At 40.2% G+C, this 26,233-nt stretch carries 22 protein-coding genes and 1 pseudogene; 8 read left to right on the top strand and 15 right to left on the bottom strand.

The features are described 5' to 3' along the window. Positions 1–67: 67 nt before the first annotated feature. A complete protein-coding gene (locus V7K50_RS24680; RefSeq protein WP_334964687.1) occupies positions 68–1,471 on the top strand; it encodes an amidase in 1,404 nt (467 codons plus the stop codon). A 138-nt stretch (positions 1,472–1,609) separates the two neighbouring features. Here the strand turns inward: V7K50_RS24680 and V7K50_RS24675 are convergent, their stop codons facing one another. The 5 genes and pseudogenes from V7K50_RS24675 to V7K50_RS24655 form a co-directional block, all read right to left on the bottom strand. Further along, the gene (locus tag V7K50_RS24675) at positions 1,610–1,798 is read right to left on the bottom strand and encodes a hypothetical protein (RefSeq protein WP_442944661.1); all 189 of its coding nucleotides are present in this window, start codon (positions 1,796–1,798) and stop codon (positions 1,610–1,612) included. After that, positions 1,788–2,015, bottom strand: a complete 228-nt coding sequence (locus V7K50_RS24670; RefSeq protein WP_334964683.1) for a hypothetical protein — start codon at positions 2,013–2,015, stop codon at positions 1,788–1,790. Before V7K50_RS24670 ends, V7K50_RS24675 begins: the two co-directional genes overlap by 11 nt. Before the next feature lie 48 nt (positions 2,016–2,063). Continuing rightward, entirely contained in the window at positions 2,064–2,276 is a 213-nt protein-coding gene (locus V7K50_RS24665) for a hypothetical protein (protein WP_334964681.1), read from the bottom strand. Between the two features lie 19 nt (positions 2,277–2,295). After that, a pseudogene (locus tag V7K50_RS24660) lies at positions 2,296–2,622 on the bottom strand (DUF433 domain-containing protein). Positions 2,623–2,756: 134 nt separating this feature from the next. After that, the gene (locus V7K50_RS24655; RefSeq protein ID WP_334964679.1) at positions 2,757–3,623 is read right to left on the bottom strand and encodes an aldo/keto reductase; all 867 of its coding nucleotides are present in this window, start codon (positions 3,621–3,623) and stop codon (positions 2,757–2,759) included. Positions 3,624–3,769: 146 nt separating this feature from the next. Here V7K50_RS24655 and V7K50_RS24650 point away from each other — a divergent pair, with 146 nt between their 5' ends. Beyond that, positions 3,770–4,531, top strand: coding sequence for a hypothetical protein (locus V7K50_RS24650; RefSeq protein WP_334964677.1), 762 nt, complete (start codon positions 3,770–3,772; stop codon positions 4,529–4,531). A 307-nt stretch (positions 4,532–4,838) separates the two neighbouring features. Next, positions 4,839–5,102 (top strand): DUF3146 family protein, encoded by a 264-nt coding sequence (locus V7K50_RS24645; protein WP_118171445.1) that lies wholly within the window; start codon positions 4,839–4,841, stop codon positions 5,100–5,102. 57 nt (positions 5,103–5,159) lie between these two features. Here the strand turns inward: V7K50_RS24645 and V7K50_RS24640 are convergent, their stop codons facing one another. From V7K50_RS24640 to ntcA, 4 genes are all read right to left on the bottom strand, one after another. Beyond that, positions 5,160–5,615, bottom strand: a complete 456-nt coding sequence (locus tag V7K50_RS24640) for a pre-16S rRNA-processing nuclease YqgF (RefSeq protein ID WP_334964675.1) — start codon at positions 5,613–5,615, stop codon at positions 5,160–5,162. A 183-nt stretch (positions 5,616–5,798) separates the two neighbouring features. Further along, positions 5,799–6,428 carry a Uma2 family endonuclease gene (locus V7K50_RS24635; protein WP_334964673.1) on the bottom strand — a complete coding sequence of 210 codons (630 nt, stop codon included), beginning with the start codon at positions 6,426–6,428 and terminating at the stop codon, positions 5,799–5,801. 2 nt (positions 6,429–6,430) lie between these two features. Then, positions 6,431–7,921, bottom strand: a complete 1,491-nt coding sequence (locus V7K50_RS24630) for a DUF3084 domain-containing protein (RefSeq protein ID WP_334964671.1) — start codon at positions 7,919–7,921, stop codon at positions 6,431–6,433. Positions 7,922–8,089: 168 nt separating this feature from the next. Then, positions 8,090–8,761 carry a global nitrogen regulator NtcA gene (ntcA, locus tag V7K50_RS24625; RefSeq protein WP_322678644.1) on the bottom strand — a complete coding sequence of 224 codons (672 nt, stop codon included), beginning with the start codon at positions 8,759–8,761 and terminating at the stop codon, positions 8,090–8,092. Between the two features lie 380 nt (positions 8,762–9,141). Between ntcA and fabI the strand changes: the two genes are divergently transcribed. The 5 genes from fabI (at position 9,142) to V7K50_RS24600 (ending at position 16,452) form a co-directional block, all read left to right on the top strand. Beyond that, a complete protein-coding gene (gene fabI / locus V7K50_RS24620) occupies positions 9,142–9,918 on the top strand; it encodes an enoyl-ACP reductase FabI (protein WP_334964669.1) in 777 nt (258 codons plus the stop codon). A gap of 95 nt (positions 9,919–10,013) precedes the next feature. Further along, on the top strand, positions 10,014–10,649 hold the full coding sequence (gene hisB, locus V7K50_RS24615; protein ID WP_334964667.1) for an imidazoleglycerol-phosphate dehydratase HisB: 636 nt from the start codon (positions 10,014–10,016) through the stop codon (positions 10,647–10,649). 192 nt (positions 10,650–10,841) lie between these two features. Next, positions 10,842–11,813 carry an ABC transporter ATP-binding protein gene (locus V7K50_RS24610; RefSeq protein WP_334964665.1) on the top strand — a complete coding sequence of 324 codons (972 nt, stop codon included), beginning with the start codon at positions 10,842–10,844 and terminating at the stop codon, positions 11,811–11,813. A gap of 761 nt (positions 11,814–12,574) precedes the next feature. After that, positions 12,575–14,047 carry an SLBB domain-containing protein gene (locus V7K50_RS24605; protein ID WP_334964663.1) on the top strand — a complete coding sequence of 491 codons (1,473 nt, stop codon included), beginning with the start codon at positions 12,575–12,577 and terminating at the stop codon, positions 14,045–14,047. A gap of 977 nt (positions 14,048–15,024) precedes the next feature. Then, a complete protein-coding gene (locus V7K50_RS24600) occupies positions 15,025–16,452 on the top strand; it encodes a right-handed parallel beta-helix repeat-containing protein (RefSeq protein WP_334964661.1) in 1,428 nt (475 codons plus the stop codon). Between the two features lie 380 nt (positions 16,453–16,832). Here V7K50_RS24600 and V7K50_RS24595 read toward each other — a convergent pair whose 3' ends face one another. From V7K50_RS24595 to V7K50_RS24570, 6 genes are all read right to left on the bottom strand, one after another. Further along, positions 16,833–19,064 (bottom strand): GumC family protein, encoded by a 2,232-nt coding sequence (locus V7K50_RS24595; protein ID WP_334964659.1) that lies wholly within the window; start codon positions 19,062–19,064, stop codon positions 16,833–16,835. 288 nt (positions 19,065–19,352) lie between these two features. Beyond that, positions 19,353–20,549 (bottom strand): glycosyltransferase family 4 protein, encoded by a 1,197-nt coding sequence (locus V7K50_RS24590; protein WP_334964657.1) that lies wholly within the window; start codon positions 20,547–20,549, stop codon positions 19,353–19,355. 138 nt (positions 20,550–20,687) lie between these two features. Next, positions 20,688–21,764, bottom strand: coding sequence for a glycosyltransferase family 4 protein (locus V7K50_RS24585; protein WP_334964655.1), 1,077 nt, complete (start codon positions 21,762–21,764; stop codon positions 20,688–20,690). 189 nt (positions 21,765–21,953) lie between these two features. Beyond that, positions 21,954–23,168 (bottom strand): O-antigen ligase family protein, encoded by a 1,215-nt coding sequence (locus V7K50_RS24580; RefSeq protein ID WP_334964653.1) that lies wholly within the window; start codon positions 23,166–23,168, stop codon positions 21,954–21,956. A gap of 157 nt (positions 23,169–23,325) precedes the next feature. Next, a complete protein-coding gene (locus V7K50_RS24575; RefSeq protein WP_334964651.1) occupies positions 23,326–24,423 on the bottom strand; it encodes a glycosyltransferase family 4 protein in 1,098 nt (365 codons plus the stop codon). An 83-nt stretch (positions 24,424–24,506) separates the two neighbouring features. Beyond that, positions 24,507–25,940, bottom strand: coding sequence for an oligosaccharide flippase family protein (locus V7K50_RS24570; protein ID WP_334964649.1), 1,434 nt, complete (start codon positions 25,938–25,940; stop codon positions 24,507–24,509). Positions 25,941–26,233 lie beyond the last annotated feature (293 nt).

Here is a 26,233-nt window from a genome sequence, read left to right as displayed (position 1 = left end):
TCCTGCTAAAGTAACAATTTCAGTTGAAAAATTTCAGAGAAAGACAAAATTACCCATTCACTAACCTATGAATGAAGTTGATTTAGCATTTACCCCAGCACTAGAGTTGGCGCAATTAATTCGTCGCCGAGAAGTATCACCACTAGAATTGGTGGAAATATATTTAGAACGGATTGGGCAGTTAAATCCCCAATTAGGAAGTTATTTTACGGTGACGGCAGAATTAGCGATCGCAGATGCCAAAGCCAAAACAGAATTATTGACAACTACCTCAGAACTACCGCCATTTTTTGGGGTGCCGATTTCCATTAAAGACCTCAACGCTGTAGCCGGTGTTACCTGTACTTATGGAAATCCGGCATTACTGAACAATATCCCTAACTATGATGACGGAGTTGTAACAAGGATTAAGCAAGCTGGATTTACTATTCTCGGTAAAACAGCTACTTCAGAAGTAGGTTCATTTCCATACACTGAACCTACGGGTTTTCCCCCAGCCAGAAATCCGTGGAATTTAGAATACACCCCTGGTGGTTCCAGTGGTGGCGCGGCGGCGGCGGTAGCAGGGGGATTATGTGCGATCGCTCAAGGTTCTGATGGCGGTGGTTCCATTCGGGGTCCTGCGGCTTGTTGTGGTTTGGTGGGAATTAAGCCATCCAGGGGTAGAGTGAGTAAAGCACCTGTAGGCGAACGCCTTGCCGGAATTGCCGTTAACGGGCCGATCGCTCGGACTGTGGCTGATGCTGCTGCCCTTTTGGATGCCATATCTGGCTATGTCACAGGCGATCCTTACTGGTTGCCAGATCCCGAACCATCATTTCTCGCCGCCACTCAGACAAAACTCGGTGCTTTGCGAATTGCCTTTGACACTAACATTTTTCCTTTGGGAGAGGCTGACGCGAACTGTCAGCAAGGTGTCCGCCAAACAGTCCAGTTATTAGAACAACTCGGCCACCACGTTGAACAAAAATCCCCAGATTTGAGCAGTTTAATTGAACCATTTCAAATCGTTTGGCAAGCTGGGATAGCTGCGGCGGGACTTCCTGTTGAAGCCTTGCAGCCATTGAATCGCTGGCTATTTGCACGCACCGGTTCCGTAGCTGATTATCTGCAAGCAGTTTCTCAAATGCAGATAGTGGCACGGCAGATTGTGGCGTTTTTCGATACGGTGGATGTGCTGGTATTGCCAGTTTATTTACATTCACCCATCCGTGTAGGGGAATGGGCGTCGCTGAGTCCAGAAGAGACATTCCAAAATATTGTTCAATGGATTGCCCCTTGTCCAGCTGCAAATGCAACTGGACAACCTGCGATCGCAATTCCTGTAGGCTTTGATAGTAATGGTTTACCCATAAGTGTCCAGCTAATTGGTAAACCTGCGGCTGAAGCTACCTTGATCAGCCTAGCAGCACAATTAGAAGCGGCTAACCCTTGGATTCATCATCGTCCAGCCTTGGCAATATCGGGCTAATCATGTAGGCATCTCTGGAAAAACTTTCGCAAATTATTGTGTTTGCAGGTTGAGAAACAGCAGACAAATTTACATCCTCCCACCCTTTCAAGGGGTGGGATTCTCAGAGCAGTAAATATAATGATATTATTCTTATTTTTATTCAACTTTTTTTTGTTTAACTTTAACATAGTCCCGAAAGTCATTTATTGTTAGTTCATCGAGCCATTGATTACGTTCTTTGGTATAGTCACCATAGCCCACTTCTAACTGCTGTAAAAATCTCAGCGTTCCTGCTACCCCTAAAGCATCAATTAGGGCTTTATATCCTTGCTGTCTAATCTCCATCGATTTCATTGTTTTCTTCTTCTGTTTGCAAAATATTCATTAACCAAATCGTCGGATTTTCGGCTTCTATTTTTAAAATATTTTGAAATTGCTTTGCTTTCCTGACAAGGCGATCATCAGTCGTTAAAAATATATCTGCTTCTCCCACTTCTGCAAAAGCTAAATGTAACGCATCGTGAAACTTGAAGCTAAACTTCATTAATTCTTCTGCTCTCAACTCAATATTTTCGGTTGATTGGATATAAATATTTGCTACATTTAGGATTTAGTTAACTTGTTCTTGTTTAAATGAGTTTGAATGTTGACTAACCTCAAATTCGATAATATCACTATTCATCAATATCCATTTGCCATCTTCGCAATTTTGAATAATCTCCGTTACTGCTTCAGCCTCCATACGAATCCGAAATTGTTCTAAATCGTCTAGGGTTCGATTCAGACAACAAACATCGAGATAAATTTTGTAAATTTTACTCATACTGCATACAAACTATCTATTAATCTTCTTCATTCTCCTTAATGGCTATTACAATTTCTTCTGGGTGTACAGTGGCATAAACTCAAGCGTTGGTTAAGTCAGTTGCAGATAGAGTTGGATAGTCTTTCAAAAGTTGAGCTTCGCTAATACCCAAATTCCGAGCATTAACTAATACCCAAACAGGAATACGGGTTGCTGTAATACACGCATCGCCACCACATACCCCTGGAATTTTCTCAATTCCCCGCTAAGGATTGCCTAAGCTTTGAGCTAGTATTTGAATCGCCTGTGCTTTCTCGTTTGGCGTTAAGGCAAGTAGTTCTGGTTCCAACCTTTGAAGCGTCATAGCATTACTACCAACCCATGATAAAAGACTGTATTCAATATTTTAACTCTGGTATATCAATGAATAACTGATGGGTAAAGATTGTTCGTAGTTTGCGCTGTAGCGAAGACAGGACAGACTACGAACTGATGAAATTAAGTTGCCCGATCAATTTTTTGCACTTCTTGATCAGATAGTTTCACATTGATGGCTTGTATTGAGTCTTCAATGCTGGAAATCTTGCTAGCACCAGGAATTGGCAAAATAGCGGGGGACTTGGAACGCAACCACGCCAAAACGATATTATACACTGACACGCCTTTTTCTTTAGCTAACTGAGCGATCGCAGAAATATCTTGCAAGTCCTGATGGCGACGGCTACCACCAAAGGGACTCCAAGGCAAAAAGCTCAATCCTTGCTGTTCGCAATATTTCAACACGCCATCATTTTCTGGCTGTCGTTGCCAAGGGCTGTATTGATTCTGCACTGAGACAATATCTAGCACATCCTGCGATCGCTTAATTTGTTCAACGGAAAAGTTAGAAACTCCCACAAACCGAATCAAACCCGCCTCCACTGCTTCTTTAACTGGTGCAAGAGATTCTTCAATGGTGTAATTACTATCGGGTGCATGGTATTGCCAAACATCGATGGGTTTAGCACCACCCAACGCTTCAAAACTGACGCGAATTGTTTGGCGTAAATGTTCTGGGTTGCCGTTACTTGTCCAACTGCCATTGGGACGCATCAACCCGCCCTTGGTTGCCACAATCACTTGGCTAACATCACCTTTGTAACTACTAAGTGCCTTGTGAATTAACCGCTCATTGTGATGCTTCTCTGACTCATCTTTGCAGTAAGAATCGGCAGTGTCAATAAATGTAATGCCCAGATCGAGGGCACGATGAATAACTTCGATTGATTGCGATTCGGGAGGGCGATTAGAAATTGACATAGGCATACCACCCAAACCGATCGCACTCACAATGATACCAGTTTTTCCTAGCTGTTTGGTTTCCATGATTCTAGCTATAGCTTTCTGTCCCAATTATCTATCAGTTAGGCATTCATCATAAATCCTCCCTAGTACTCAGACTTGGTGATCGGTAAATGGGTGACGAGGGGAATACTCTACTCAGGGGTTAAGTATTCTATACACAGGTATCGATGAAAATTGTAGAGGAAACCCGTACCAGATTGCAGCTAAAGCATCGACCACTCAGCTATTGGTTTAGTGGCTGGTGTATTTTTACTATGTTTTTAAGCTTTTTGATTTACTGCTTAGTTTTTGATTATGCTTCAGTTAGTCTCAGTTGCATTCGACCTTCATCAAACCAAATTAACTGTGAATTGAAGCGGTTTAATTTGCTGGGAAGTATGGAGAAATTCAAAATATTTGATCTCCAGGAAGCATACATCCTGACAAAGACTGGTAGTAAAGGGAGCAAAAGCTATCAAGTTATGATTGTGACTCCATTTGGAGATTTTGCCCTGCTATCGCATATTAGCTATCAAGAAGATGAGGAAATTGTCTTAAAAATCAATAATTTTATCAACTCTGAGCAAATTTCCCTATTAGTGCAGCAAAATCAGCAAAATTATCTATTTTTATCAAGTTTATTTATATTATTTGTAATGCCGATCGCTGCTTATTTTGCCACATCACCTGCAACTACTTGCACTTTCTATAAGAGTATGGATAAGGTATTTATCGAACGGAAAAGTTTGCGTGGCAATCAAATTATCGAACATCCACTAGCAAGCATTCTGCGTTTTGATATCCAAGAACAGCAATATAAAAACTCCAAGGTTTATCGGGCTGTAATTATGCTGAAATCTGGCGAGGAAATTCCAATTAACCCACAATATACTGATGAAAAGAGCATCAGATATGCAGTTTCTAGAATACTCTCATTCCTGAGAAACTAAAAAATTACCCGCTCTCAGTGCCTCAGCACCCTCAGAGGAGAAATCAAAAGTTCAGAAACCTATAATTTTTTGTGCGCGATCGCTTGACATCTCCACCCTAAATCTGATAAACCCCAAATTGGGTTATAAAATCCGCCCAGGTTATAGCCGCAACTTCAGCATCCTGAAGTCGTCCGACTCATAAACACAACTTAGTCAACTACAAATACCCACTTTGTCGGTTTGTCTATTTAAGCTATGTTTGGTAAATAAAATAAGTAGCCAGTCTATATGAGCGGCTGTTATTCCACACTTGACATAAAGCATTGTGAGTGCAAAACGTCTACCAGAAACCATTGCCCATGTCAGAATTACCCGCCAATCCTGGCAACACGGCTTCCTTGAAGGCGAAGTGAATGCGGGTGAGTTTGAGTGGCATTTCCAGTGGCATTTTCGCCGGGGAGAACTTGCTGTCAAACCTTCCCAAGGCCGCGCCTTAATCAAAGAACCCCTTGGTCGATTCTTGGAGCAACAAGATTACCAGCTAGAGCCTGGAGGAGACTATGCTTTTACTATTCGGGCGGAACTTTAAAAGTTAGGAGTTAGGAGTTAAAAGTTAGGAATTTGGAGTTATAAAGATATTAACTCCTCACTCCTCACTCCTCACTTCTGATTCTGTGAGGCGATTTAAGTATCTTTCGATTAAGAGGATGGCAACAATGTCATCTATCGGTCTTGGTGGCTGTCGCAGACCCTTTGGTAATAGCTTTATTAGCCCTTTGGGTGGGAACATTTGCCAATAGCGATCGCGGGCTTCTAAGGTTGTGTACCGCTCATCCACTAAAATAATACTCAGGGGGTCTGTCAATTTCTGATATAATTGCTGTCTCCACTGCTTGGCTGTAGTTTGGTCGCCCATAACCATCAAGGAAATGGGAAAATTTTGACGCAGTATCTCAATGGTAGCGATCGCCTCTTTTGCTAGCACAACCTGATGATAATACAGTTGCCGATCCAGTCCCATCACCGCTACACCACACTTATCTCGACCTGGATCAAACCCCAAAATCACTGGTTGCGTTGGTGAAAATTCACGGAAATTCATAATAAATTCAAAACTAAAAATGTTCGCATAGCATATTTTAGGATTAAATGCAATCACAGCAACTATTTTGGCTGCTGTTCAATATGTTTGAATCTTACTAATAAAATTTTACGAGTCGTGATGCCCAGAGCAAGGGTGTTTCCAACCGGGGATATAAATGAAGGGGGGAGTATGTCAATCCGTTTATTCTCTGCTCCCCAAGAGAAAAATTTGGTCAGCTGTCAAATTCAACTCTGTGAACGTTGGGGACAGAATGCGCGAACCTTGCCGAAACTGGCTAACTTGATACTCATCCTCAATCAACTGGTAGACAGAGATAGTCGGCTGCTTGGGGTTGCCAATCAACCCTCGCCCACCACGTGCTTCATAGTCCACAATCCAGTATTCAGGAATACCCATTTCCTCATAGTCAGCAAGCTTCTTGTGATAATCGTCACGCCAGTTAGTGCTGACAACTTCAACAATCAATTTTACGCTCATAGCATTCTCAATGATTGACTCACGCTCCCAACGAGGTTCGCTACTTATAACGTCTTGATCTAAAACAATAATGTCCGGCTCATAGCCAGATTTTTCATTGGTAGGCTTGACAATCGATTCTCTGGGAATTGTCCAAATACCCCGCTTAGACATTTGGATGATGGTTAGGACTAATTCTTCTATGAGAAAACCAGTCACAATTGAATGCTTCCCAGTCGGTTTTGGCATCTCGACAATTACCCCATCGTGTAGTTCGTAGCTACTAAGAGAGTTTTCTGGTAGCCACTCGATAAATTTATCGAAGGTTACTTGTAAGGTTTTGACTTGAGTCATATTTAAGTACTAAAAATAATTTGTCCGTTGACTATTGCTACTAATTTTACTCTCAATGGACCGGCTGTATAAGTGTCCTCTGCTGCGATCGCTTTGATCTCCAAGGGTTGATTATACTGTCTTAATTGGGTGACAAAGCGGAGAAAAGTCCCTTCTACTTGGACATTTTCGACAATTCCGGCATTTCGGGCCCGAAATTGAGAAGCGGAAATCAGTATTTCTAGGCGCTGCTGTAACTGATAGGATGTCATAGTTTTGGAATCAGTAGTAGTTGTAGCCAGCACCGCGCCTCCCGAAAAAACCAGTTGATTCCGCGCTATATCGGTGAAAAATTCTATCTGCTTTTCTCCCCTGACGTAATTACCAGCTGAGAAAATTCGCAGTACATATTCTTGGCCATCGCCAATCTGCTTGCTCAATTGCTCAACTCTATCCTGGGTAACGCGCAGGAGTTCTACATTGGCGGGATTTGCCCCAGGTTCGCTTAATTCGAGGTTAGCATTCCGATTGGCTTCTTGTAAAAGTTGTACCACCGCCTGACGAGCAGCAGTCGGTTTGGTAACACGAATTACAGCAGCAGACAGAACTTGACCGCGAACTAAGGCCAGCTTACCTAGACGCAGATCGCGGTAAGATTGATAATATTTTTCCAGCCTGGCAACTTCCAGTTCTAGTTGCTCTTGTTGTACTTCCAACTCTTTGAGACGCGATTCCCGTGTGGCAATGACTTGCTCCCGCGATGTAATTTCTACATTCCGCTTTTGAATTAGTTGATCCAGTTGGGCGATTTTTTGATCGCGTTGTTCTATGGCTTGTTGACGGTTAGCAAGTTCGCGATCGCGTTTTTCAATGGCTGTTTTGGCTTCGTCAATGGCTTTTTTCGCTTCTACATACAGTCGTTGGCGTTCTGTCTTCAGTAATTCAACTGCCGCTTGTAACTCCTTTCTCTGGTCGTAAACGCTCTGCAATTCAGCGATGGCTTTCTGATACTGAGTTACAACTTGTTCTAGATGCCCTTGAGTGCGTTGGAGTTGAGTTTGGGTTTGGGCTTGTTGACTAATGGTGCGATTCAACTGGGCTTGTGTTTGCCTCTGTTTGGCATTCACTGCCTGCAAAGATTGATTAATTGCTTGCAAGTCTTGTTGTGCCTTTGTTTGAGCAATTCTTGCCTGACTTAGCTCACCCTCTACTTGACTTTTCTGAGTTTCTGCGGTTTTTAGCTGTTCCCGCTTCTGTCTGAGGTCTGTTTGAATATCTTCTAACTCAAAGACTCCCTTTCGCAAGCCTTCGTCAGCAGCGAATAAAATCCCTAGTGTTGATGCTGAAATCAAACCACCCGTAAAAATTGTTACTACGACGGCGGTGTTTTTTGGACGAAGCTTAAAAAGTGAGAGGCGGGCTTTGCCAACTCGTGTGCCGATGCGATCGCCCACGGTGGCTATCACGCCTCCCAGAATTAAAATTGCAGCGATGAGGATGTATCCGGTGGTCATCTTTAGCTACCGAAATCCTTCCAGATACAGCCTACTACTTTTAAGCATTGTCTGGAAAGAAGTGGAAATTGGCAATAGCTGAAATTACTCAATTTTAGATTTCCCTCTAGCTATTAGTGTGATTTTTCAAAACACAACACGCGCCGATTCCCCTTTTTCCAATTGTTTTTATGTGAATTGCCTACTTAAGGTAACAGGTTTATGCACAGTAATCTTCTTTTTGTGGATAGAAATCATCTTTTTTTCACGTAAATCTCCCAGTAGCCTAGTAACAGTAACACGAGTTGAACCAATTGCCTCTGCGATCGCTTGATGAGATAACTTCAAATCAATAGTGATCCCATCTGCACAAGGAACGCCAAAATCTCGACAAAGAATTAACAAAAAACTCACCAACCTAGAACCCATATCTCGGTGAGCGAGAGTTTCAATCATCATCTCTGTTTGTAAAATGCGCGAAGACAGACCTCGCAGCATTAACATTGATAATTCAGGATTTTCCTTGAGCGCTACCTCCACCTGTTCAATTGGTGCTGACAGTAATTCCGCAGGAGTAAATGCAACCGCATGGTAAAACCGATCCGACTTATTTCCTGTCAGCAATGACAATACACCAAAAACACTATTTTCCCGCAGCAACGCTACCGTTATTTCCTCTCCTGCCTCGTACACCCTGGAAAGTTTAACAGCACCTTTCAAAAGAAAATAAACTCGTTCGGCAGGATCGCCAGGAAAAAAGATCGTTTTATTGCGTTCAAACGTTTCCACAACTGGCGGAAACGCCCCGGTCGCCATCTGACGAAAAACATTTGCTAGGGCTTTATCTTGTGTCACGATCATCTCCCTTCCCCTACCCAATGCCGGAAAAACAAAAACTGATTACCTAAGAATACACCCGAAAAATGAATAAAGCACCCTCAACCTTTCTGTACTTTCCTATACTCCAACTAATCTCTTCATAACTCTTTGTTTATAATGATACATAATTGTTGATCCTTTCAGCTACTAATTGTTGATAAGTAGTTCCAATAGCTGTATTCAAAAGGTTTTTTGAAGAACAAATAAAGATATCTTCAGAATATCTTTATGAAAAATCAAGATTTTTACACGCAGCAAACACCCTTAGCAATATTCATTTTTGCAAATTCTCTATAAAACAAAGACAAAACGTGCGTCAGATTCTAGTATGCTCCTAATGATCGATCGCATTAACAATTTTTATGCTAAATTTGACCGGAAAAAATGCCCTTGTTACAGGTATTGCCAATAACCGCTCGATCGCCTGGGGCATCGCCCAACAGCTGCACAAAGCCGGAGCAAACCTCGGTATTACCTACCTGCCGGATGAACGCGGCAAGATGGAGAAAAAAGTCGCGGAATTGGTAGAACCCCTTAACCCCAGCTTATTTCTTCCCTGTAATGTCCAAAATGACGAACAAATTCAATCTACCTTTGAGACAATCCGCGATCAGTGGGGAAAGCTAGATATCCTGATCCATTGTCTGGCCTTTGCCAGCAAAGACGATTTAACTGGAGATTTTAGCCAAACCTCTCGTTCTGGCTTCAATACGGCCTTAGAAATCAGTACCTATTCACTAGTGCAGTTAAGTGGTGCAGCCAAACCTTTGATGACAGAGGGAGGTAGTATCGTCACCCTGACATATTTAGGTGGTGTCAGAGCAATCCCCAACTATAACGTTATGGGAATTGCCAAGGCGGGGTTAGAAATGAGTGTGCGTTACCTGGCTGCTGAACTAGGGCCACAAAACATCCGCGTCAATGCCATCTCCGCAGGCCCAATCCGCACTTTGGCATCTTCAGCAGTGGGTGGGATTTTGGATATGATTCATCATGTAGAAGAAGTAGCTCCCCTACGACGCACTGTTACTCAGCTAGAAGTTGGCAACGCTGCGGCTTTCCTGTGTAGTGAATTATCCAGTGGCATTACCGGACAAATTCTGTATGTAGATGCAGGATATGAAATTATGGGAATGTGACGCGATAAAGTTAGGAGTTAGGAGTGAGGAGTTAAGAGTTATAAATTTTTAACTCATAACTCATAACTCATAACTTTTAACTCTTTCCATTCCCTATGCAAATCAGCCAAATTAATTCAAACTCCGATCGCTTAACTCAAACCCCTCGGATTGCCACTGTTCACCGCACCACTGGTGAAACTAGTGTGCAAGTCACCATCAACCTCGATGGTAGAGGAACTTGCACAGCAGCAACAGGCATTCCGTTTTTGGATCACATGTTGCATCAAATTGCCTCCCACGGGCTGATTGATATAGATGTCCAAGCCAAGGGAGACTGGGAAATTGATGACCATCACACCAACGAAGATGTAGGCATTACCTTAGGGCAAGCTTTCAACCAAGCACTAGGCGAGAGAAAAGGTATTGTCCGCTTCGGTAATTTTCTTGCACCACTAGATGAAGCGTTAGTTCAGGTGGCGCTAGACTTTTCTGGACGTCCTCACCTCAGCTACGGCTTGCAAATTCCTACTCAGAGGGTAGGAACCTATGATACCCAGTTAGTGCGAGAATTCTTTGTGGCTTTGGTGAACCATAGCCAAATGACACTGCACATCCGACAACTGGATGGTATTAATTCCCATCACATCATTGAAGCGACATTTAAAGCCTTTGCAAGGGCAACTCGGCTGGCGGTGGAAATTGACCCCCGTCGTGCTGGTCTAATTCCCAGTTCTAAGGGTGTTCTATGAAAGGAGTTGGGCATCGGGCATTGAAAAGAGGCAGAGGTGCGGAGGGGAAAGACTTTCTGCCACTTCTCTCCTACTCTCCCAGTACCCAGTAACCAGTACCCGATAATTGACACACCAGCAGTTGATGGTTATTATCAGCCTACCGGGTAACTTCTAATTAACATCAAGCTGGTAAATAGTGATTTAACCGAGATGAAGTCTGTTGCAGATGACCCTGATTCTCAACTTAATACAACCGACACTCCGCCAGTAGTCCTAACTTCTGAGTTGCGAAAAGTCTATCGCACCGGTTTTTGGCTAAATCAAAAAGTCGTATCTCTCAAAAACTGTTCTTTAACGGTTTACAAAGGCGAAACCTTTGGGTTGCTAGGGCCAAACGGTGCTGGTAAAACCACTCTTTTAAAATTATTGCTGGGAATTATTCATCCCACATCTGGACGGGGATCTTTGTTGGGTAAGCCAATAGGCGATCGCAGTGTTAAGCAACATATCGGCTATCTGCCGGAAAATCCCTATTTGTATGACTATCTCACTGGTTGGGAGTTTTTGCAGCTAGCTGCTGGGCTATTCCAAATTCCCCAAAGTGTCCAACGCCAACGCATTCCCCAACTGCTGGAATTAGTGGGTTTATCCCAAGCCGATGCCCGTAAAAAGCTGCTGCGCCGCTATTCTAAAGGAATGCTACAGCGTGTTGGTATGGCACAGGCGTTAATTAACGAGCCAGATTTGGTTTTTCTAGATGAACCGATGTCCGGGCTTGATCCGGTGGGACGCTATCAAATGCGGGAAATTATTCTGGCGCTCAAAGCCGCCGGTAAGACGATTTTTTTCAACAGCCATATTCTTAGTGAAGTAGAACAAATTTGCGATCGCATTGCCATCCTCGCTCAAGGTGAATTAATTTGCTCTGGTTCCCTCAATGAACTCTTAGGCGGAACAAACACATATCACGTCAAAGGTCAAGGTGGTGATTGGGAAATTCTCCAAAAATGGATACCCACTCTCAGATTTGAACCTGATGGTTCCTGGCAAGGTACACTACAAAATGATTACTATGATTTTCTTGCCAGTCTTCGTCTCATGGAGGGTAAAATTATTGCTATGAACTTATCGCGTCATTCCCTAGAAGAATTTTTTATGGAACAAATCACAAATAAAAAATAACTCCCTTAATTAGTCTTGTTGCCAAATGCTAAATTGTCCCTTGCCTTGAAGAAGAAAAACCAAAATTTCTACCTTTTTGAGTTATCTTTGCTCAAACAAACCCACAAAAAATAAAATTCTGGCCTTTTTTAAAGTTATTTGTAATTAGTCAATAAAGTTGTTCCTAATTTTGTTAGTCTCTTACTAATATAAAACACATTTAACTTGCATATTAAAATTTTCTCAATATCTTGTGGGATGGGCAACATGATCGCCCTAATTATGCGACTTGAATGCCGATTAGCTTACTCGTCGCGTATTTAAAATCACAGTAGACTTCAGAAATTAATTATGCATTGCCCGAAATCCTTGGTACGCAAAATTAATGTAGCCGAAGGCTTACCATTCGCCTAGCGTCTCCGTTAGCAGAAGGGTATTGTGCCTACCTCATTTTCTCTCATATCTCTAGTTTAAATGTCATCAAATTAACTTTGGCAATAAAATTTTATTCATAAGTACTTGATTTAGATAAAATACAATTTATTGTATAAACTGCATTTATTTGCGTAAGTCCTTTACTTTTTAAGCATTGCTCTATTCAAGCAGCGTTAACTTTAAGTTAACTTCATTAAAAATTTAAATACAATAAACAAATTTCCTCCCGAAAACCACAGTTTTCTAGGAAAATAAGAGTGTCGGGGAACTTGAATACTTAGGTATAGTCAAAAGAAGAATGTTTAGACAGTACTTTATTGATCGTAGTTTCAGAGTCTCAGGTAAATATGCTTAACAAAAGTTTGTCTAAATTCCTAATTCAGCCAGTTGTAGGTGTGGCTTTCTTAACTGGTGTCAATACCGCCGTGTCATCTGTCAGTCTAGCTCAGGGACAACCATTACCACCAACGACACAATCACCAACGACACAAACACAATTAAATACTAATTATTCATTAGGAGGCGGGGATCTCATCCGTGTAAATGTATTTGAAGTACCCGAATATACGGGTGAATACCAAGTTCCCCCAGGTGGAGCAATCAACCTACCTTTAATTGGCAGTGTGTCAGTCCTCGGTTTAACAACTGAACAGGCTTCTGATGAAATTGCTAGAAGATATGCTCGCTTCCTCAAACGCCCCTTAATCTCAGTAAATCTTCTATCGCCTCGTCCCATCAACATTTTCGTTGCTGGAGAAGTGACACGTCCCGGAGCTTATACTCTCAGCTTGAGCGGAGGAGCCGGCAACAATCCAGGCGTACAATACCCCACTGTATTAGCCGCATTAACAACAGCGCAGGGAGTGACTTTAGCTGCGGATGTGACTCAAGTTCAATTACGGCGTAAAATAGGACCATCTTCAGAGCAAACCGTCACCGTCAATTTGAAGGAGCTCATCCAAACAGGCAGGTTATCACAGGATATTACCTTGCGGGATGGAGACACTATAGTTGTGCCAACTGCAACCAACTTCAACGTAGCAGAATCCCGCAATATATTTGCAGCTAACTTTGCCGCCAGCCAAACCACACCCCGCACAGTAACAATTATTGGTGAAGTTAACCGTCCGGGTTCCTATCTTGTCACCCCAGGCAACACAGATGCTCAGGCTCAGGCAGGCGCAACCACTAACAGTGGCACTGCCAGTCCTACTGGTCTACCAAATGTGACGCGGGTAATTCAACTAGCTGGCGGAATTACAGGACAGGCTGATGTTCGTAATCTCAGACTACGCCGACCTACAAGAAATGGCTCAGAACAGGCTATAGATATTAATCTTTGGCAACTATTGCAGAGTGGTGACGCCAATCAAGACATCATCGTACAAGACGGAGATACAATTGTTATTCCCACGGCAACTGAAATCAACCCCGCAGAAGCTACTCAATTAGCTACCACTACTTTGTCTCCTACATACATTCAAATTGGTGTGGTCGGTGAAGTTAAAAAACCAGGGTTAACACAGGTTCAGCCGAATAGCTCTTTAAATCAAGCTATACTTGCTGCTGGCGGATTTAATGATGCCAGAGCTAGTAGTAAGGCAGTTGATTTGATTCGCCTCAACCCTAATGGTTCTGTCACTAAACGTGTAGTAAAAATTGATTTCTCTGCTGGGATTAATGAGCAAACTAATCCCATACTCCGTAATAATGATGTTGTGGTAGTCAATCGATCTAGTTTAGCTACAATTGGTGATACCACAGGCACTTTAACTGGACCTCTAGGTGTTATCTTTAGTCTTTTCAACTTGTTCAAATAGTTTAAGAGATAGATGCAAATTGGGGGGCGTTGGTCAACCCTCTTTGTCCCTAAAACTGCACTATCCTTGAATCAAAGTTCAATAGTTAAGGGATAATATAGCAATCCTAAATTATTCGTAAGAGATAAAAAAGCTGACAAGCTGATCTCCATATTTTCTCACGATTTAATTTAGATTGCTATAGAAAACAACTACAGACTCAGAATGGGAGTATTAAATTAACTCTTATACTGCCTTTCCAGAGCAAGAGTAAATGATACGTTTAAATATCAAGCCTAGAGTCGCACTCTTACAGAAAAGCCAGCTACACGTAGCGTCTGTCTGCGACACGCTGCGCGAACGCAGAGAAGGCATCGCTTCCTATAAAATTGTGTTTTCTATCCGCTATTTTTATAAACTTTTTAAGTAACACTACTTATTTACAAATGCTTTTGACTCTAAATCTCTTACTAAAAATTCTTAATGTGCATTAATAGGCTTTTGCAAACCTTGTTGTAGTACTCAGATTTATTGCGATAATGAGAATATTTTAGAAGGTGGAGACAATAAAAGCTAGTCTCTGCCTGATTTTTTGTGATGTAGTGATTCTTATTATCATAAGAATTATTTAAGTAAATTAACTTATTGATGACAGATATACTATCTTAACCACATACACCGCCTATACACAGTAAAATGATGTCGAATTGAAAATGAGGCCATTTGTACGGTTGCTTGATCTCCATTAATGGGGTAACTCTGGATACTGATAATTTTTTTTCAGTGCTTTTACTAGATATTTTCCATTTTTTGGAACACAAGCTAAAAAGGCATTTCAGTCATATTTACGCGAAAATCCGCAGGTGTAAACCTAAAAAACCGTGTATAAACTTACAAAGGGCAGTCACACCACCGTATCCAATACTGAGTTACGAACTAAGGCTAGAGTTACTGACTGTTGACAATTAAGTTTTTGCAACATACCCTATTTTTTCCCTATGATGATTCATGGTTTCGGTTTTCTTAGTTTGAGCGCATCTCTTGTACTTCCCTGGGTATTAACAGGTCTGGTTCAAGGACAGAGAATAACAGATTCTTTAGTTAAAGATGTTCGTCAGTTATCCACTGTTCAAGAAATACCACTACCTAGCCGCAAGCTAATCAGCCAGGTTTCAACTGCGACAACATATTATGTTAGTGGTATCGGAAACGACAAAAATCGCGGACTATCTACCTCATCCCCCTTTAGGACAATTCAAAGGGCAGCAAATCTTACCAACCCTGGGGACACCGTACTTATTATGGACGGAGTATACAATAATGCAAGCCCAGTTGGAACGGTACTAGATATTAAACGCTCTGGAACTGCAAATGGATGGATTAGGTATAAAGCATATCCTGGACATAAGCCGCAACTTAAGCACAATGGATGGCATGGAATTTGGATTCACAATGGAGCGTCATATATTGAGGTCAATGGGCTGGAGGTTGTAGGGAACAATAGGCATATAACCCGTGATTATGCGCTGAGTGAGAAGAAGAACAGAAAAAACCCACTGACGAATGGAAACGGCATAACCATAGATGCAGATAACAATCTTCGCTCTCACCATATACGTATTCTCAACAACAAGGTACACGATTGTGGAGGGGGAGGCATTTCAGCGATTGAATCGGACTATCTGACATTGGATAATAACAAAGTGTTTAATAATTCCTGGTACTCAGTCTTTGGCTCTAGTGGCATTTCACTCCTCAACAATTGGAATTCTGACAATGGCAACAGCCAGAAGTACAAGAATTTTGTGACCAGAAACGAGGTCTACAACAATCAAATGTTAGTTCCCTGGATTCAGAACGGAAAGTACCAAGACGGTAATGGTATAATTGTTGATCGTTCAAGAAATAATGCGCCTGGTTCGACATTGAATGCGTATCAAGGACGTACTTTGATTGCTGACAATATCTCATATAAAAATGGTGGTTCGGGCATTCATACCTATGAAAGTGATCATGTTGATATTATCAACAACACAACTTATCTGAATAACCAGACTGCGGGAATTCTGTACGGGCAAATCATGAGTAATTATTCAGCTGATATTCAGGTTGTCAATAACATCCTTTATTCTGCGCCTAACAAACCTATAAACCTGAAGAATAAAAGTACCAACGTTACTTTTAACTACAACCTCTACAACAACAATGGTTATAGTGTAAATGTTGTTGGACCTAACGATATTATGGCAGATCCACAGTTTATTAATGCCTCGATTGGTGACTTTAGACTGAAGCGCACGAGTCGGGCAATCGATAGTGGTTATAAGTCGAATTATATGTCAAATAATTTGAAAACCGATTTTCTAGGCAACCCTCGTTTTTCTGCTTCAGGAATCGATAGAGGGGCATACGAAATGCAAAATTAGTTAAAAATGACCTTCGCCAATTTACGAAGATTGGTAAAGGTGAGTTAATAGTATTGTATCGGGTTGTATGGCAAAATAATGATTTATATAGAGTTTTTGTCTACAACCCATTCTTGTAACCCACATTCCGAATCTGATAATGTTAATTGCTATCTAAAAATAAAAGTTACGTTTTCCCATAACAGATATTAACAATTCAAAATTAAATACATTTAAGTCGGGGATTACCCCGACTTAAACTGATTCTACATATATATGTAGGGGTCTTAAACCCTTGGATTTTGGATAAACCAATTACCTAGATGCTTGTGCGATAATGTCTTTTCTGGAGTAAATGGTTTATTGATATCTCTTCAAGTAGTCCCTAAACTTTGGAGGGTTTATTTTTTTGCCAGTCCCTTAAGCTCTTTTCTTAACTCCCTTGGTTTAAAATACTCGTGATCATGATATAAATAACTACTAGATTCATTTTTATGAATGATTCCATTCACAACTAAACCTAAGACGTTGTAATTAGATTTCTCTAACATCTCTTGAGCAGCCTTAGCACTGTTAGAATCAATTACGCCAGGTCGGGCTACTAACAAAATCCCATCAGTCATTTGGCTTAAAGCCAAAGCATCGGCTGCCAAAAGGAGGGGAGGAGCATCAATAATTACAAAATCATAGTTATGTTGAGATGAGAAGTTTTCAATTAATGATGCCATCCGTTTTGAGTCAAGCAAAGCAAGTGGGTTGATAGGTCTATCTCCAGCAGTTAAGACATCAAGATTATCCATTACTTTAGATACAGCAATGTTAAATTCAACCTGACCTACAAGAACCTCACTCAAACCAACTCCATTACTTAGTTGCCAGAGTTCATGCTGAGAAGGAATTCGCATATCTGCATCAATTAGTAAAACTTGACGTCCTAGTTGAGCGATCGCAGCTGCCAAATTAGCTGAAACTGTAGACTTGCCTTCTTTCGGAACTGCACTAGTTACCACAATAGTTTTGAGCGCTTTATCTGAACTCAGGAATTTCAGATTGGCTTGAATCATTCGGTACATTTCGCTAGTCAAAGAGTAAGGCGTATCTCTAACAGCAATTACTTGAGTCGTTGATTCTAGACTGGAATAACGGGAGCGAGGCTTGGCTTTAATGGACAAAGGAACAATTCCTAGCAAAGTATATTTAAATACATCTCTGACTTCTTTAAGTGTTTTTAGAGATGTATCTCTCAGTCCGAGAAAGAGAACAGTTGTGGTGGCTAAAAATAAACCGAGCATTACTCCTAACACCAAAACGATAATTTTCTTGAGCAATACTGGATCTTTGGGCACTGAAGCCTGAGCAATAATTCGGGAACTCGCTGTATTTGTATTCTCCGCTAACTGTAATTCTTGAACCTTTTTTAATAAAGTTTGATATGTCGATTCTGCAACGTCAACTTTCCGTTCTAACTCACGCTGATTTTGTGCCAGTTGTGGTATGAGTTTCACCCGCTTTTCGTAGTTGTAACGTGAATTATACAGAGAGGAAAGTCTTTTAGTTAAGCCAAAGCGCTGTATTTCTGACTGCAGAAAACTTTGTATCAGGCTTTGTCTTAGTTGTCCAATCTGCAATAGGTTCTCTGAAACCTGTGTTTGATTGCCAACAGTTTGACCAATTTGCTGTTGCAGGAGAGATTTTAAATTAGCTTTTTTTGCTTCTAGGTTCATGACTACGGGGTTGTCATCTAGGAAACGGCTGCGCTCAACCGCTAACTGCCTGTCAGTGTCTTGAAGTTGTGTCAGAACTCCCTGTACGGCAGGTGACTGACTGAGGGCACTCACTGCCATCGCTTCCTGAGAATTTAGCTCTACTTTTTGGCGCAGTTCATTGGTTTGGGCATTTACCTCATCCAACTGAGCCTTAACAGTATTCATCTCATTATCTAGATTTCCAATAGTCGCAACGGCTGTTTTTGTCTCCTCTGATAAATCTGCAATCTGATTCTTTTGTTTAAATATACGTAGTGCTACTTCCGCATTATCAACAGCAGCTTGAGTTTTAGGAAGTTGCTTGGCCATAAATTGACGAGTTGCTCCTGCCTCAGAGCGATTTGTCAGAATATCATTTTCTAAATACAAATTCATTATTGTGTTAACCACTGCCGCTGCTTCTTCGGGGTCATGGCTGGTATAGCTAATTCGTACTACATCTGTGCCACTAACAATTTTCACGATCAGAAGTTTTCGTAGCTTTTCTACTTCTAGAGGTTTACCTTCATTATCTTTAAGTCCTACTTTGTCTATTGTTTTCTGCAATAAAGTAGGTGAGGAAATAACTTCTACTTGAGTGTTTATAGGATTTTGAGTTGCTAGCAGGGATTTTAAATCTCCTGCATCTTGTGCTTCACTGTTAGTAGGTAAAAGTTCAGATCCTACTAGTTTAAAAGAAGGAATTCTAAATAACAGTTTTCCTTCGGCTTCATAGGATGGCTTCATGAATTGTACAGCTATCACACTGAGGATAACTGTAGCTGCAAATATACTGGTAGCAGGTAGCCACCATCGTTTCAATATCAATAAGTAACGACTAAGGTCTAAATCAATAGATTCTCTAGATTCCATAGATTTTTCTGACATAAATCTTCAAAAGTATATGTTTTAAGCAAAAAACTAAAAATTGACTTAGATCACTCACAAACCAGTACAATTGACAAGCAAGACTGATATGATTTTACAATATAAGTTACAAATTTAGTTCACATTTGGGCACAATTCTACCACAGTGTTCTATTTCCTTCTATTGAGCAAAAACTTTGGTATCTTTTGGATTCCAGGTGAATTAAGGGTGTTCTAATTATACTGCAATAGCATAAATGAACACTTTAGCACTCACTTAATAGTGATTCTTAAATTTGAAGTAGCTAACTAGCTTTGCCAAATTTTATCATAAGCCTCTAACAGTTTCGGAGCTTGATATTGCCACTCAAGGATCTCCTCCATTCTGCGTCGCCCCTCGGCTCCTATCTTTTCTCTACGTTCAGGAGCATCTAGAAGCTCCAAAATTTTCTCCGCAAATTCGACCTCATCATTAGGCTTGGCATAAAGAGATGCCTCCTGTGCAGAACGTCTTCCCTCTCGCAAATCAAACTGGACAATTGCTTTTCCCATCGCCATGTATTCGAGGATTTTATTCATGGTGCAGTTTTCGTTATAAGCAGATGTTGGAGAGGGTTCTACACAGACGTCGCAACTTGAAAGCCGCTCTAGAAGTTCTTCCCCTTGCTTAAACCCTGTAAATTCCACGAACTCAGTCACTTCTAACTCTTTAGATAATGCCTTGAGTTTTTCAGCCGCAGGTCCACTACCAATTAGCATAAAGTGAATATCAGAGCGATTTTTTTTCTTGACAATGTAATATACCATTCTCAGAAGATAATCGATTCCCTCTGGTTCCCCCATGACACCCATATACCCGATCAAATAGTTTCTACCTCTACGGTAATTAGGGTTCGGGGGCATTCGGTGGAAGCGCGAAAGGTCAGGCGCACTACGAACTACAAAAACCTTCTCTGCTTTCTTGTGCCCACGCTTAAGAGCGACTTCTCGGTGTGACTCGTTCGTTGAAATTACTATGTCTGCTGTGGCATAGGTCAAGCGTTCAGCCCAGCGTAATCCATGATAAAAAATATCGCGCCGTTGATACTTAGCTTCATACATCTCCGGACTCAGGTCATGATGATCAAAGATAACCCATCTGCCATGAAATAATTTAAACCATCCTGCTACTAAGAAAAGTAAATCTGGCGGATTACAAATATGTATAACATCAAAACCACGCTCTCGCCATACCCTTTGAGCTAGACGAAATTGCCAGTTAATAGCCCAACTGTACTCTCGGAGATAGCCAATGACTGAACTTTCTTCCGGTGGTAGAGGATGACGGTAGATGTGAATCTGCTCAATAACTTCATAGTCTTTTTCAAAACCATTACCTGTCGGTGAAATGACGCTAACTTCATACCCAGCTTTTTGTAAAGTAGTTGCTTCCATCCATACCCGCCGATCAAACGGAACTGGCAGATTTTCAACGATAATTAGTACTTTCTTCGGTGATGCCATCATAATCCCAATTTTTAATTAGTTTAGTAAAACACTCACTTGTCAATTCTAAAATCTACCTTCATTGGGTAACTTCTAGTCATACCTGGTGTGGGGTTAATAAGGTACATATCTGCATCTTCATAGCTTACAGTCTTCTAGTTATTGGCTGTTTACACTCACATTATCATCTCTATTTAAGACTGAACGATATAAATCAAGGAAAGAAACCCAATGATTTTTTATATCTAGAGGAAAAACACTTGTTCTAGCCTTCGTTCCTAGAGAAAGCCTCAAAGCCTCATTTTCAATCAAAGACTTAATAGCATCTGATAACTGCTGAACACTACCTTGATTAACGATTAATCCATTTTCAGATTGAGTAACTATCTCAGGTATACCTCCTACTGGTGTAACTATGACTGGTAACTCCCAAGCCATTGCTTCTAGCATTGCTAATGGAAGACCTTCGTTGTAAGAGGGTAAGACAAAAACATCTGCTTGACTTAGAAGAATATCACGTTCATCTGACCCGATCCAGCCAGGCAATTTTATATAATCTTCTAAATTCAAATTCGTAATTAAATTACGTGCTTTTTCTATATCTCCATCTCCTGCCATAATAATATTTGATCTAGTTTTACATTCAGTAGGCAAAAGAGAAAAGGCTTTGATCAAATCAAATGCTCCTTTGCGTTCACCAATTCGACCTAGAAAAAGTAAGTTCACTTTGATGGAGACTGAACGATGTGGAACTTCGGCAGGAATTTTTACTGGATTATAAAAAACTACAACTTGTTCGGGCTTCAGACCAAGATTTTCTATATAGAAGCTTTTCCAGCTTTCGGATAATACAATTAACCGTTGACACTTGCAAAATACCCAACTTAGCAGCTTCTGTATCCAATTAGCAAGCCCAGCGTAAAAAAGATGAAATTGACTACCATGAGCATGTATAACTATTGGCTTGCGAAATAACCAAGCTAAAAATGTCATAATTGCTTGTCGTAAAACACTGCCACGCTGTGAAATTTCAAGTTGAACAATATCAACTTCTTCCATTATTAACATCGACAGAAACTTCGCCACAGCTTTCAAAAACACCATGATTTTGAGTGCTATGGCTCCTTCTTCGTGAGTAATAATGTGAGATATTTGTACTTCAGAAGGAGCATACTCCAAAAAAAGTTTCTCGTAACCAGAAATACCACCCTGCTGGAGTAAGCTAGGACCTAACATGATAATTTTCAGAGTATTAGTTCGATACATAAGCTGTACTTTTTCAACAATTGGTCTATTTTGATTAATATACCAGTAGAAGAATCAAAATTTATCGTTTAAATTTACAAGAGTCAAACCTATGCTTGCCTTTTTTTAGTTGGCTTGCATCTTTTCCACAATATACAGGAAATCTATTGATTCTATATTTCACAAATTTGCACGTGTAGAAAGTTTACTTGATAATACTGCTGATACATAAAGTACCCATTCAAGATTATTTTGCTCTAACAATGAAGTTTCAGTTAGATTTGAAAGGATAGTAAAGGTAAAATAAACTAAAAGCCATACATTTTCAGATTTTCCATTCCACCTGATTAAATATATAGCCCTTAAGAAATTAATAACGAATCCAATTATAAAAACCAAGATTCCTAGTATACCCAGCGCTAGCCAGAGATCCAGAAAACCATTGTGAGCATTAGGAACATCCCATTGTACCGCTTGTAAAACAATAGAATACTCACTATTCCCCTCTGTCCAGAAAGCTTTATAGCCATATCCTAACCACGGTTTTTTCGCAATCATCTGTAACACAACAGGCCATAATTCCGAACGTCCAGTGAGCGTTGTGTCTTTACCTACTGAGCCTAAAATTGTATCAGCTTCTGAGATAAACCAGGCATAAAAAGCTATGCCAATGGTTGACAGGAACGTCAAAATAGGTATCATTACTTGATACTTTAAATTTAATATTCGATAATATATAAGAAACGCTGCTGTAATGATTATCAAATTACCTACAGATGTTGTTGATTTCGATAATAAGACAAGTACTCCAGAAGTAAGATAGCCAAGCCATGAAACCCACCGATTTTCTTTAGTAGTCATAGCAAGGAAGAAAAATATTGCTGCACCAAGTACAAATGTCTTGCCAAGAACATTTTTGGTTGGGTATATTCCTCGCCAAGAACTATCATTCATACCATAGTGTGGTAGGAGTATAGCAAACAAGAAACACATTACTGCTGAGATGCCAAGCATACATGCACAGAGCTTTAGTTGCTCCTTTAAGGTGTAGCGTGAAGCTAAATAAAGTCCAAAAATACTTGTCCCTAACAGAGCAATAACCCGACGTACAGTAGTGTCTGGATCTGAAGACCAAAAACTAGAAAGCGCACAAACTCCAATCAATGCCCAAGTAGACTTATCTTTGCTAAAAACGTAAGTAGCCTTCTTCCAGCGTAGAGCAATCAATGAAAGGCTCACTATATAGGTAATAGTATAAAGTAATCTAAATATAGTTCTATCACCCTCTTTTACAGTAAAGCCATCTGTCAGAAAAGGGTCTAATGGAGTTCCTGAATAGAGCATCAAGCAAGTGAACGCAAGTATTAGTTCGGCAGAAACTAAAATTTTCCTCATTTTTTATAATATGTATCATTATGTGTACATATAGAAAATAGATTCAGCAAGTCAGGCATTCGTGGTTGTTAGTCTAAGTTTATTTTGGCAAATAGTTTATTTCTTGGATTTGTAATTATGATGTTTTTTAAATGCCAAAGTAGTGAGTTAAATTGTATTAATTTCTCGTTTTTATGGTTTTTTGATAAACTTCTACAGTTTGAGCCGCAATATTTGACCAATTTAAATCTTGCTGACAACGAGCCAGTGCCGCAGTTTGCATCCGTTGTTGCAAACTGCGATCGCTTAACAAACAAATTATCGCATCAGCTAGGGTTCGAGCATCACAGGGTGGAACTAGCAACCCATCTTTTTTATGCTGAACTATCTCACTCAATCCCCCTACCTCAGAAGCTACAACCAGGGTTCCCATTCCATAAGACAAAGCTGCTACACCACTTTGAGAGGCTTCGATGTATGGTAGAACTGTTACTGTGCTGCGTTGAAATAGATTACCTACTTCTTCAGTGGGAATAAAGTCGTTGATAATCTCATAGCGTTTTTCATCATAACCATTAGGAAAATACTGCCTTACGCTTTCTCCCCTTCCAGCAATAATGAGCTTGACTTCAGGTATACATTCAGCAATTAAGGGCATAGCTTCAAGCAAATATTTCAATCCCTTATAGGGCAATATGCGTCCAAAAAATAGCAATGTATATGGCTCACGGGCTTGAATATTCTGATTAACTCGACGCCGATACAAACTACCAAGTTCCCCATGAGGTAAAACATTGACTTGCTCTTGAGATATACGAAATTGTTCAATTAGAATATTTTTTAGTTGTTGAGTATGGACAATCAATTGTTGGGAACGGTAGAAGCCAATACGTCTAGTATACTCTGAACCAAATGCAGTGATGTTATCCCCTGGGTGACGGAATACATCGTGGATAGTTGTCACCAATGGTGGCATCTTATTGAGTAACAAAGTCCAATCGTACCAAGGATCGTTAGTTTCTTGTACATGTAAAACATCTGGCTGTATGTCTTTGATGATATTCATCATAGTGACCATAGACAATAGGTTGCGGGGGTCACGAATCCGTGGTTTTTTAAAGCTAATGACGCGGATACTTGAATCAAGGACATTGCTACAGTTATGTGAGATTTTTTCTGGATGAATAAGCGTTAAATCAACATATTTAACTAGACTGTTTGCTAATTCAATGGTGTAGTCTTCAAAACAAAAATGTAAGAGAGCGACTTTAATCATAATTAAAATAAAGTTATATTCTCATTGGAATCATTTATTCAACCAATTTTGATGCCTTACTGGTAGTATTTCATTTCAAACAATTACTGCTCTCTCAAAAGCTTCATCCACAAAAAACGGAACCCACCAAAGGCACGAATGCCCATATAAATCACAAATAAAACATAAGCACAAGTTGAAATAATTAGAGTTAATATAAAGTCTAAGCTAATTTTTTGCAATAAGATGAATACAGGTAGCATAAAGATACTTATTAGTAAGGGCCGCCGCATAATTCGCCATAAATTTAATGAAAATAGGCGAGTATAGGTGAAATAAATAAACTGGCTAAAACCAAGGATAGCCATTAATAATGCCATTAAAGCTGCACCTACTAAATGATATTGCGAAACTAATGCCACACCTAACAAGCTCCCTAATGAAGTGGTTATTACCACCTCACGTAGGTTTACTATTTCAAAACCATTGGCTACAAGTAGATAAGAAAGTGAGCGTGAGAACGGCAAGAAAATGAGTGACGCAGCAGTTAAGCTAAGGGCCATATTTGCGTCAGCAAAGCTCTTATCATAAATAAAAATTAGTAAATCTTTCCCAAACAATAACAGTCCAAGGAATAATGGTAATGATATTATTAGTAGGACTTCAATAATATTTTCAGTTATCTGCCTCTGCTTGTCCCGTCCTTGCTCTACTGCCTTTGAAAATCTGGGAAATATTGCTAAAATTATACTGTTACAAATAATCAAAAATGGTTGTAGTAATTGTATTATTCCGCCAAAGAGGCCTACTAACAACTCACTTCCTAGCAATGAAAGAACCAGGATTTGAATTCTGCCACTGATTACAGCTAGTGCTTCAATAGCAAAAAATGTACGCGCACTTTTGATTGTCTTAAATACAAAACTTCCATCAATCTGCCATTGTATTTTAACTAACGGGATGATAAAGATCCATTCAATTATCAGAATTAGTGTTTCTGAAAAACATAGGATCGCCCCCAAATATTCAATTCCATATTTAAGTTGCATCGCCCAAATCATTATTATTAGGCGCAAGATATAAATTGGAACTGTAGAGAGAGCAATCAGATGCATCTTTTCTTTTGCTTGAAAAATTGCCTCTGTGATGTTGGAAAGGGCAAAGGGAATGATCGTTAAGCCCATGATATAGCAAACAGTCGAGGTTTTGGAACTATAGGGAAGTAAAAACACTACAATCACCAACGCCCCGTAACTGAAGAAACTAAATATTAACTGTAACCAGGTGCCACTGATCAAATAAACTGGTGTTTTTTCCGGATCACGGGCTAGTTCTCTGGTAAACAATGTCTTTAGACCCTGTGAAGCAATACCCACAAAGATAAAGTAGTAGCTATACGCTAGTAGATACTGTCCTAAAGCCTCAGCTCCGAGACTACGAGCAATAGCAGCGGTTAATACAAAAGTTGTAATGCTTTGCGCTAACCGATTGAGTATCATTGAGAGGGAATTACTCAGGAATTTGTACTTGTCTACCATTTTTAAATTCTTAATTCAGCTTAATTCGTTCATTTTGATTGAATCACCAATATCGATAAATCTCATAACTTATCTTTTCTGATGCATAGTCAGAAGTTTTTCTAAGTGTTCAATACTTACAATCAATTAACACGAGTCCAGCAGAATAATGCAATGAAAATGCATTGTTGTTTGGCTTCTATCATCGCACGCTTGAGTGTACCGATATCACAATATTTTCTTAATTAACAAATACTTTGAGTAGTGAATGCTAAAGTTTTTATCGCAATTAAGCAGGTAGTTAATCACTCAGC

This window comes from Nostoc sp., assembly GCF_036917135.1.
Taxonomy (GTDB): Bacteria; Cyanobacteriota; Cyanobacteriia; order Cyanobacteriales; family Nostocaceae; genus Nostoc.
This window is presented reverse-complemented; position numbering and strand designations above follow the sequence as displayed.